This window comes from Atribacterota bacterium (assembly GCA_028703475.1).
GTDB lineage: Bacteria > Atribacterota > Phoenicimicrobiia > Phoenicimicrobiales > Stramentimicrobiaceae > JAQVMU01.
Genome location: JAQVMU010000057.1, coordinates 1 through 10,744 on the forward strand (window position 1 = coordinate 1; position 10,744 = coordinate 10,744).

Annotated in this window: 9 protein-coding genes; 6 read left to right on the forward strand and 3 right to left on the reverse strand. The window is 34.6% G+C overall.

Annotated features, from left to right (window positions below; genetic code table 11):
* Nucleotides 1-444: 444 nt before the first annotated feature.
* Both prxU and PHQ99_06475 read right to left on the reverse strand, forming a co-directional pair.
* The gene (prxU, locus tag PHQ99_06470) at nt 445-1,038 is read right to left on the reverse strand and encodes a thioredoxin-dependent peroxiredoxin (protein ID MDD4289215.1); all 594 of its coding nucleotides are present in this window, start codon (nt 1,036-1,038) and stop codon (nt 445-447) included.
* A gap of 133 nt (nt 1,039-1,171) precedes the next feature.
* Nucleotides 1,172-2,140 (reverse strand): calcium/sodium antiporter, encoded by a 969-nt coding sequence (locus tag PHQ99_06475; GenBank protein ID MDD4289216.1) that lies wholly within the window; start codon nt 2,138-2,140, stop codon nt 1,172-1,174.
* A 338-nt stretch (nt 2,141-2,478) separates the two neighbouring features.
* Here PHQ99_06475 and PHQ99_06480 point away from each other — a divergent pair, with 338 nt between their 5' ends.
* The 6 genes from PHQ99_06480 (at nt 2,479) to PHQ99_06505 (ending at nt 8,385) form a co-directional block, all read left to right on the forward strand.
* On the forward strand, nt 2,479-3,177 hold the full coding sequence (locus PHQ99_06480) for a DUF2202 domain-containing protein (protein MDD4289217.1): 699 nt from the start codon (nt 2,479-2,481) through the stop codon (nt 3,175-3,177).
* Between the two features lie 168 nt (nt 3,178-3,345).
* Nucleotides 3,346-4,014 (forward strand): L-serine ammonia-lyase, iron-sulfur-dependent subunit beta, encoded by a 669-nt coding sequence (sdaAB, locus tag PHQ99_06485; protein MDD4289218.1) that lies wholly within the window; start codon nt 3,346-3,348, stop codon nt 4,012-4,014.
* 2 nt (nt 4,015-4,016) lie between these two features.
* A complete protein-coding gene (gene sdaAA, locus PHQ99_06490; protein ID MDD4289219.1) occupies nt 4,017-4,901 on the forward strand; it encodes an L-serine ammonia-lyase, iron-sulfur-dependent, subunit alpha in 885 nt (294 codons plus the stop codon).
* Between the two features lie 485 nt (nt 4,902-5,386).
* The gene (gene proB / locus PHQ99_06495; GenBank protein MDD4289220.1) at nt 5,387-6,199 is read left to right on the forward strand and encodes a glutamate 5-kinase; all 813 of its coding nucleotides are present in this window, start codon (nt 5,387-5,389) and stop codon (nt 6,197-6,199) included.
* A complete protein-coding gene (locus tag PHQ99_06500; GenBank protein MDD4289221.1) occupies nt 6,200-7,444 on the forward strand; it encodes a glutamate-5-semialdehyde dehydrogenase in 1,245 nt (414 codons plus the stop codon). It abuts the gene before it with no gap.
* Between the two features lie 80 nt (nt 7,445-7,524).
* Complete coding sequence (locus tag PHQ99_06505; protein MDD4289222.1) at nt 7,525-8,385, forward strand: DMT family transporter; 861 nt, start codon at nt 7,525-7,527, stop codon at nt 8,383-8,385.
* A gap of 79 nt (nt 8,386-8,464) precedes the next feature.
* Here PHQ99_06505 and PHQ99_06510 read toward each other — a convergent pair.
* On the reverse strand, nt 8,465-10,744 hold a 2,280-nt coding region (locus tag PHQ99_06510), incomplete at its 5' end, for a translocation/assembly module TamB domain-containing protein (protein ID MDD4289223.1).

The window sequence follows — 10,744 nt, forward strand, 5'->3', positions numbered from 1 at the left end:
TTGATATCCATAGCTGATCAGCAGATGTATAAAGAAAAGAATAATAAAAAACAATAGAAAGGTGAATATTTCTTTTTTTGTAAAGCTTATATTAAGATAATATGATTAAGTAATAATTCTATTGCTGAGGCTGATAATTCTGTAATATAAAAATAAAAACCTACTATTGTAGAAATGACTATTAATATAACTAAAATAATAATTATAAATTTAATCATAACTTATTATAGCATATTTCCTTATTTAAAAATTTAAAACTTTTATCTACTTTAATCTTTGGTAAAACTGTGCATCATCTGGCAGAAAGTCTTGCATGTATGGAGTGAGAAGGTCGCTGATATGTACAGCTTATTAATAAAAAAAGGCCTGGTAAGTTTGAAAAACAAACAAACCAGGCCTTTTAAAATTAAAGGCACTAAAATTATAAAAAGCCCTTATGCGGACTTAATGTTTACGTGGATTCCACTCTTTCCAGACATTTCCGGTTAATGCTGGTGAAGGTTTTAATGTTACTCCACCTTCAGTCCATCCGGAAGGCATAACTTCACCTGTTTTCTGATGGTGTTGGTATGCCTTAATCTGGCGAAGAAGCTCTGCAGGATTTCTTCCAACTGGTGGACTTAAAATCTCCGCTGCCTGTATAATTCCTTCAGGATCAATTAAAAATCTTCCGCGGACATTTGTCCCGGAATTTTCATCATATACCTCATAAAGTGTTCCGATAGCCCCTCCCTGATCTGATACCATTGGGAACGGTATATCATTGCCGACCATTTTACTAAGTTCAGTCTCATTCCAGATTTTGTGTGAATGCACACTGTCTGTGCTTACAGAAAGTACCTCTACATTTAATTCTTGAAGTTTATCATAGCTCACGGCTATGTGTGAAATTTCGGTTGGTCAGACATAGGTAAAATCACCTGGATAAAAACATAAAACAACCCATTTGCCAAGATAATCTTCTAAAGACACTTTCTTGTATTTTCCCTGATGAAAAGCCATTCCAGAGAAGTTAGGTGCCTTTTTAGTAACTAACATATACATCAACTCCTTTCATAATTAATATTAAATAGTATTAATTACAATTTAACATTGTTAATCATAAAAGTCAATAATGATATTAATGAAACAGAAAATAATATGGATGTCTAAATATTAAAGAATATTATTATCATAACAAATTTAATGTGAATAAAAGGTAGTTTATATAGGCAAAAACCATTATAAAACCACACCGCCGACGAAAATTATTTTTGCACATATAGGAAAACAATAATGTTATGCTGACAATTAATAGAACAAAGGGTAAGTGTAAATATAAAATACTGCCATACACAGGTATGGGCAATATAGTTGATGATACCCCTATTACCAGGATAACATTAAGAATATTGGCCCCCAAAATATTACCAATAGAAATATCATATGCCTTCTTTCTCAAAGAGGTTATTGATGTCATTAGTTCAGGCAATGATGTTCCAAAAGCTGTCATAGTTAAACCTATAATAATATCAGGCACTCCTAAAAAGATAGCAATTTTTTCTCCATTGGTTATTAACAATCTGGAACCTGAAAGTGTTAACAGAAGACCAAAGGAAAACATAAACAATTTCAATAATATTTTTTTTGTATCTATATTTTTTTCTTTATTATCTATATTTTGATTTGTTTTGTTGTTATAGATACTATTTTGGACATTTTTATATAAATACCAAACCAGAATCCCTAAAAGTATAATACCTGTAAAACGTGATATTTCACCATAGGTAAAACTCACAAAAGCGATGAGCAGTAAGAGCAGCATTAAAAGGATTCCATTTTGATGAAACTCTTTCTTATTTGTAATTTTAGGGCGTGACACAATAATAATTATTGCCAGGATTAGCCCGGTATTACAGATAATAGAACCAAGGGCATTTCCTATAGCTATTTCAGTATTACCGTGTATTGCTGCACCCGCAGAAACCATGAGCTCGGGTAATGTTGTGCCTAAACTAACCAAGGTAGCACCAATTATTATATCGGGTATTTTTGTTATTTTAGTGAACCAGATTACTGAATCAATAAAAATATCACTGCCTTTTATAATCATTACAAAGCCTATAAGAAATAATACAAAAGGGAAAAGATAATCTAACAACTAATACACATCCTTCTTTTGAAATATTAATAAAATAAAAAAGACTTTTACTGCAGAATGTCCGCAATAAAAGTCTTGCTTTCATAAAGTATTATGAAATACCAACCGGGTTAATAAAACCGTACTGACGACTGGTAAAATAACTCAAAAATATGAGTTACAAGCTACTCCCTTTTTTAACGCCAATTAGTATTATATATTATGAATCAATAAAAAAGCAAGCTATTACAAAAAAATAAAATAGAAAATCTCTTTATAATTTAATTAATTGAAAGAAATCGAATTTATTTTGTGTACTATAAGTAGAAGAAAAATTAATCCTGATTGGAGGAAAGAATATGAAAACAGAAAAATCACTAAAAGTTTTTATTATTTTAGCAATGGTTTTATTAATAGCAAACATATCTATTGCTAATGTTTTTGCCCGGAGAGCCGATAACAATTTTAACCGGGGAATGAACCTTATGTCTTATTCTATTGAACAAGATGACTTATCTCAAGAAGAAATAGAAGGAATGTTATTAATGAGGGAAGAGGAAAAATTAGCCAGGGATGTTTATACAGCACTTTATGAGAAATGGAACCTGAGAGTATTTGAATCTATCGGACAGGGTAGTGAAACTGCCCACATGGATGCCATGAAAGTTCTGCTTGATCGTTATAATCTGGAAGATCCTGTAGGGGATGATATTCCCGGGGTTTTTCAAAATGAAGAGTTACAAAAGGCTTATGATGAGTTAATTGAAAAAGGAAGTAAGTCAATTCAGGATGCCCTTCTGGTAGGTGCTCATATTGAGGACTTAGATATTTATGATTTACAGCGCCTTATTGAAGAGACTGAAAATGATGATATCAAGATAACTTATCAGAATTTATTGAAAGGTTCCCGTAATCATTTGAGGGCGTTTGACAGACAACTGCAGCGATACAATATTTCTTATGATGCTCAATTCTTAAGCCAGGAAGAATATGATAGGATTGCAGCAAGCAGACAGGAGTCCGGTGGATCAATTACAGATCCGGATTATAAGTTTTAGAAATATAATTTAAAAAACAATCAGCAGAAATGTTAATATCAGAACAAAAAAACAGCTACCTGATATAAAGGGTAGCTGTTTTTGGTTTTCATATTTTCATATTAGATATATAATGAATATTACAAGTTAGTAAATCCAAATAGTCATGAGGTTAGTCAGGAGACTTTTATGTCATTATTAGAAATAATAGGTCCTGTTATGATAGGGCCATCTTCCAGCCATACTGCAGGAGCTGTAAGGTTAGGTAATATTGCCAGAAGACTTTGGGGAAAAGAAGTTACAGATGTAACTATTTATCTCAGGGGTAGTTTTGCTTCTACTTATTGGGGGCATGGAACTGACAAAGCTCTGGTTGGGGGCTTACTTGGACTGAAGCCGGATGACAGCAGAATCAGAGAATCTTTAGTATTAGCTCACAGGGCAAATGTGAATTATAAATTTGAAAAAGAAACAATTGACGGAGCACACCCAAATTCTGTCAGATTTGTAATTAAATCTGAAGAGAAAAACATGGAGATGGTCGGAGCTTCAATTGGTGGAGGGGCTATTCAGATACAGGAAATCGAAGGTTTTCCGGTTGAGATTGATGGAGACCTACCGGCTTTTATCATTTTTCATCAGGATAAAAAGGGTGTAGTCGCCTCAATTGCAACAGCACTATTCCAAAAGAATTTAAATATAGCTGAGATGAAGTTAAAGAGGAAATCCAGGGGTAAAGATGCAATACTGGTGATAGAGGTTGATAGCCAGGAAAATCAGGATGATATTTTTAATAACCTGGAAATATCTAAAAACCTTTACAGCAAGATTATATTTCTTCCTGTAGAAAGGGAGTAGCAATGATTAATTCTTTTAATGAAATAAAGTTATATATGAAAGAAAATGGTTTAAACCTGGTTGAGGCAGTTTTAGAATTGGAAGCATCCAGTTCAGGCTGTTCTTGTGATGAAATATATAACAGTATGTCAAACAGGTTAGCAGATATGAGAAAATCAACTAAAGAGATTCCAGGAAGTACAGGAAAGACCAGAATAGTTGAAAACGATGCTATAAAAATGAGAAAATATAGACTCGAAAAAAATCCTCTTTCAGGTGATATTATAAGCAGAGCTTCAGAAATATCTTTATCTGTATCAATGTTAAATGCGACTATGGGAAGGATTGTTGCTGCACCTACTGCAGGAAGCTGTGGAATATTACCCGGCCTTTTATTTGCATGGGAAGAAAAGAGAAACATTCATGATGACAAAAAGAAAATTATGGTAGAAGGATTAATAGTTGCAGCGTGTATAGGCCAGATAATAGCCAATAAGGCTACTCTTGCAGGTTCCGAAGGAGGATGTCAGGCTGAGTGCGGTTCTGCAACAGCAATGGGTTCGGCGGCTTTGGTCTGGATGGAATGCAGGGATCCGCATAAATGTTTTGAAGCTGCTTCGATATGCTTAAAATCGATTATGGGACTTGTTTGCGACCCGGTAGCAGGTCTTGTTGAAGTGCCATGTATAAAGCGCAATGGTACGCTTGTATCTATGGCAGTATTATCTGCAGATATGGCTATTTCCGGGGTTAAGTCAATAATACCCTTTGATGAAATTGTAGATGCAATGTATTTGGTTGGAAAAGCCATACCTTCAACTTTAAAGGAAACAGGGGAGGGAGGTCTGGCAATTACCCCGACAGGATTATCTATTCAGGACAGATTAAAGAAAGAGTATGCCTTATAGAAAAGAGTAAATGCATTATCCGGAAGTCTAATAACACCAGGAATATAAAGTATAGAAAGATTTCAGACTGATTGTTTTAAATATAATTTTTAGTGAAAAATTTGCCGGGGTATTTAAAGATACTTAAAAATATTAAAGATTGACATAGAAAGTTTTAGTTTGTATAATACAAAGAAATATTTATATTGAAGATAGTATATTTAAGGAACAGTAAAAATATTCAGGGTTTAGAGAAAAAAATCAGAAGGTGAAAGATTTTGTCCCGATAATGAATATTTTGAACCCGCCTTAAATTATATCAAGCGAAAAGCTTTTTAAGGTACCTCAACCTTTATCAATGGGAAAGTATAATCTCAGAGTATTTTTTGAGACGTACTTTTAATGTACTAATATTACTTAAATTCAATAGAGTGGTATAACGAAGACAAACTCTTTCGTCTCTATTTAGAGACCTAAGGGTTTTTTATTTTCAGGAGGAAATGACTATGATACAGATGAAAACTTTTGAAGAAATAAAAAGAGTGGTTATTAAAATTGGCACCTCGACTATTGTAAATAATTCAGGGGTAATTAATTATCTTTGCCTGGAAAAATTGGCATCCGTTGTTAGTAATTTGCATACTCAGGGAAAAGAAGTGGTTATTGTAACATCAGGGGCAATTGGTGTGGGTTCAAGTAAATTTAAGCTTCAACAAAAACCAAGGAAATTAGCGGAAAAACAGGCAATGGCTTCAATCGGACAGGGACTTTTAATCCATCTATATGAAAATATTTTTTCAAAATATAATATAGTGGTAGGACAGATGCTTTTTACCAGGGAAGACCTGGAAGATAAAGTTCGCCATCATAATACTTGCAATACCTTCAATGCATTGTTTGAATATAATGTAATACCAATAGTCAATGAAAATGACACAGTTGCTGTGGAAGAGATTGTGTATGGAGATAATGATACTCTTTCAGCGGTAGTATCAGTATTAATTAAAGCTGATTTACTTATTATGCTCTCAGATACAGATGGTCTTTATTCAGGAGATTTCCGAAAAGATAAAAATTCAAGGAAAATATCTTATGTTAAAGTTATAGATGATGAGATTGAATCTTATGCCTGTGGGGTTGGCAGCAGTTTTGGTACCGGTGGAATGAAAACGAAGATATCTGCAGCAAAGCTGGCGACAGCAAAAGGTATAGCAGTTGCGATTATCAAGGGAGATGAACCGGAGCAGATTTTAGAACTTATAAAGGGCAATAATACAGGTACAATATTTTTACCTGATAAAAAGGAGGCATATAATTAAATGAAAAGCTTAATATCTATTGGGAAAAAAGCAAAAATTGCCGGAAGCAAACTGGCAAATTATTCTGCAGAAAACAAGAACAAAGTATTAAGTTGTATGGCTGATACCTTGATCAAAGAAAAGGATTATATATTACATGAAAATTTGTTAGATATTAAAATATCCAGGGAAAATGGGGCGAAAGAAGCTTTTACTGACCGTTTAATGCTAAATGAAAAGAGAATTGTTGGAATTGCAGAGGGCTTGCGGGAAGTAGCCAAATTACCTGATCCGGTTGGCAGGTTAATTTCAGAAAATAAGCGGCCAAACGGACTTTGCATAAAAAAAATAGCAGTACCTTTGGGGGTTATCGGAATAATTTATGAAGCAAGACCAAATGTTACCGTTGATACCTCAGCGTTATGTTTTAAGGCAGGCAATGCAGTAATTCTTCGGGGCGGCTCCAGCGCGATTAATTCAAACAAAGCATTGGTGGAAGTATTAAATAAAGCCCTGAAAAAAGAGGGAGCCCCTGATGATGCAATTCAACTGATTGAGGATACAAGTAAAAGCAGTGTTATTGAATTAATGAAGATGAGAGAATATGTTGATTTATTAATTCCCAGAGGCGGGGCATCACTTATAAAAGCTACAATAGAAAATTCATTGATACCGGTGATTGAAACAGGCCTGGGTAATTGTCATATTTTTGTTGATGAATCAGCTGATTTTGAAATGGCAAAAAACATAATAATTAATGCCAAAACCAGCAGGCCTTCTGTCTGCAATGCTGCAGAAACTCTCTTAATCGCTGAAAGTATAGCTTCAGAATATCTGCCTGAAATATTGACTCAATTGGCAGCCTCAGGGGTTGAAATTAGAGGATGTAAAAAAGTGAAAGCAATATTTCCCGAAAGCAAAATGGCAACTGAGGAAGACTGGTATACTGAATACCTGGATTATATTATTTCTGTTAAAATAGTCAAGGATACAAAAGATGCAATTAGTCATATAAACAAATATGGAACACAGCATTCAGAAGCAATCATAACCGAAAATAAGGAAAATGCCGATAAATTTACTCAGGAAATTGATTCTGCAGCGGTCTACGTAAATGCATCAACCAGGTTTACTGACGGTTTTGAATTTGGAATGGGAGCCGAGATCGGAATAAGCACTCAAAAATTACACGCACGCGGTCCCATGGGTCTTCAGGAACTGACAAGCTATAAATATATAGTCAATGGTAATGGACAAATACGCTAAGAACTATTTTTTTTAACTTTTTATACAGAAAACAAATTATGAGTAAGGATTTTATGAATAAAACAAAAAATGCAGGAACTATTGATTTGCAAGTTTTACTTGCCGTAGCATTGACGCTTATTTTTTGGGCATCTGCCTTTGCAGGCATCAAAGTGGGTTTGACTGCTTACAGTCCAGGTAATTTAGTCCTTTTACGCTTTTTAACAGCCTCTTTTGTGCTATTGATTTATGCTATTATCACCCGTATGGCGTTACCGGAAAAAAAAGATATTCCTATGTTACTTATTCTTGGTTTTGTTGGTATTACTATTTATCATATTGCTCTCACTTTTGGAGAATTAAGAGTAACAGCTGGTTCTGCCAGTCTATTAATTGCCTCTGCACCGGTATTCACTGCTATTCTTGCTATGGTTATCTTAAAAGAGAGAATAACCATTTGGGGCTGGACAGGTGTACTGCTGAGTTTTTTTGGAATAGGACTGGTAGTATGGGGAGAGGGCAGCAGTGTCAGTTTTGAACCGGCAGCCTTTTTAATTCTTCTGTCCGCTGTCAGCACCAGTTTTTACTTTGTTCTTCAGAAACCATTATTAAAAAAATATACACCTTTGCAATTTACCACATATGCAATCTGGGGTGGTACCTTATTTCAATTAGTATTTATTGATGGTCTATTTCAGACTATAAGAGAAGCTCCCGCTGAAACTACTCTGGCTATTGTATATATGGGCGTTTTCCCTGCAGCCTTAGCTTATGTTTGCTGGGCATATGTGTTATCGCGTGTTCCTGCATCTGTAGCGGGAAGTTATCTTTATTTATCTCCTGTACTGGCAATATTTATTGCGTGGATATGGTTGGGTGAAGTCCCGACTATTTTGTCATTAACAGGAGGAATGTTTGCCCTGGCTGGGGTTATAATTGTAAATATCTGGGGTAAAACATAAGAATTAAAACAAATTATTATTTCTAATGTATCTTAAACCTTTTCAAAAATGATTTGCAATTATATTAACAGCTTTACTACTAAAAGTTTATTTCGAAACCAAATTGAAACCGATAATCACTATTACCCAGGGAAAAAGTATCAAATTGGGTACTTAGAGTAAAATCAGGTGAAAACCGGTAGTTAAGATTGATACTTTTTTCTCCCTGAAAGTTTAATGGTGTTTCATAAGTTACAAAGAGGTTCTCATTAATATTTTTTCCTATTTCCAGTCTTAAATTTGCCAGATTCATATTTTCAAATATAAATAATTGATTATCTGAAGTAAAAAGATTTTCAGTTGACAGTCTAAACAAGTCTAATCCAAGCTGGCTGGATATTTCTCTTTCCAGCTGTCTTAGTATGTTTAACTGAATGTTTTGGAATAGAATATCAATCATTTCCTGAGATAGCAACTGGTCAATCTCTCCCCTGGAGAGACCCTCAATGTTTCTGCCGAGAGCCAGCAGGGAAATAATCTCTGTTTCCTCCATCACAGGCTGGGAGGATAACCGAATCTGGGGATTGTCAAGATTGCCGGAAACATTTACAGCTATTTGTACATCCTGGACAGTGGTTTGGGCTCTGGCATTAATACCAATTTCGCTAAGTGTCATACCATTGATAGAAGCCCGTCCTTCTGTGATATCAAACCTTCTTTCAAAATATACAATATGCCCTCTCCTTAAAACAGCATTACCTTGTACAGAAGGATCTGCCAGTGTTCCTTCCAGAGCAATATTGGCTGTAATAAATATTTCAGCATTTGGTAAATTAAGTGAAAAAGGTTCTGTGATTTCAATGTTTATATCTATCAGACTTTGTGAAAAGTCCGAGTTGCTGTCACTGTCCGGGAAAGTGTCTATTGACATACCAGGCATGGCTAAAGATTGTAATCGGGCAATATCTATACTGCCGTTGGAGAGAATTAAGTTACCGCTTATTTCGGGATTTAAGAGTGTTCCTGTAATCTCTGCCAGAAAATCAATGTCACTCTCGATAATATCCTGATATACTATCCTGTCCTCACTGTTTGTGATGGTTATTATTATATTTTCAGGCAAAAAGTCAATTAATTCAAATTCACCTGAAATATTAAAGTTGTTTTCATATAATGAAAATGCGATAGGGGTAAACGCCACTCTATTATCATTGATTTCTATTGCAGTATTTATTTCTTCAACTTCCATAGGTAAATTATGAAAAGCCAATATTCCCTGGTTAATAGCAATTACGCCGTTAATTAATGGATTACCTGCAGTTCCTGTCAGGTTTACTTCCATATTGATATTTCCGGTGGTTTCGGAGAAGGTATTCTGCCAGAAAAGGTTTAATATTTTCATATCGGCATTTTCCATCAAAATCTGGAAATCTAATGGAAAATCCTGAACAGTGTCAGGTAAGGCTTTTTCCGTATTTGCGGCAAATGGTTTCAATGGTATGTTCCCCTTTGCAATTATCTGATAATCATTTTCCATTAAAACATTAAAATCATTTATATTAATTTCATTCTTTTTGCTGTCCCAATAAAAATCGCTTTGCAGGTTTCTAAATTGAAATTCACGGAATTGGCCTTCATTAATCTGAGTGGTTATAAATACTTCCGGATTATCTATAGTGCCTTTTAATGAACCGTGTATATCTAAAATACCATTTATAGATTCATCTGCCCCGGATAGTTTGATTAAAGTATATATGTCCAGCCGGTCAGCATGGAAATCAATATCCAATTCATTGTCAATTCCAATTAATCCTTCTGCTTTAAATTCTCCTCCCGGTTGATTATAATAAAGGTCTGTAATTGCAAAACCAAGATCATTTTTAGTTATCATTGCATCAAGTCCCGAAGAGGATGTTTCCCCAGGTTCCTGAGATATAAATTGTACGGAAAGATCCAACTGTTGTTCATTACGGTCACCTTCAATTCTTGCAGTTCCTGCAATGTTAACAGGAATAAAATCTTTGAAGCCAATATCTTCAACCGGATAGAAATATTCTATAGCATCTGTAAAATCAGCATGAGAAAAGGTTATATAACCTGAGAAAAGGTTATTATTTCCTAATAGGGTTTGCCCGCTTATCAATAGTTCCATTAAATCATTCTGTAATTCAAAATTTTCCAGTTGCAGGGAATAAATATAACCTATTCGGCTAAGCAGTTCAGATAAATTGTTCTGAGTAATATTTTCTGGAATAACAGGTTGTTCAGGTTTAAGATTGAAAACAACCTGCCCATCCCCGAGGATATAGTCATCATAAGTGATCTGCTCTAAATAAAAATCTCCATAGAGTTCCGGTGATGGCCAGAATCCTGTTATCTG

Coding starts and splice junctions, on each gene's coding strand:
- PHQ99_06480 (MDD4289217.1), top strand. CDS start 2,479: ATGAAAACAGAAAAATCACTAAAAGTTTTTATTATTTTAGCAATGGTT.
- sdaAB (MDD4289218.1), top strand. CDS start 3,346: ATGTCATTATTAGAAATAATAGGTCCTGTTATGATAGGGCCATCTTCC.
- sdaAA (MDD4289219.1), top strand. CDS start 4,017: ATGATTAATTCTTTTAATGAAATAAAGTTATATATGAAAGAAAATGGT.
- proB (MDD4289220.1), top strand. CDS start 5,387: ATGATACAGATGAAAACTTTTGAAGAAATAAAAAGAGTGGTTATTAAA.
- PHQ99_06500 (MDD4289221.1), top strand. CDS start 6,200: ATGAAAAGCTTAATATCTATTGGGAAAAAAGCAAAAATTGCCGGAAGC.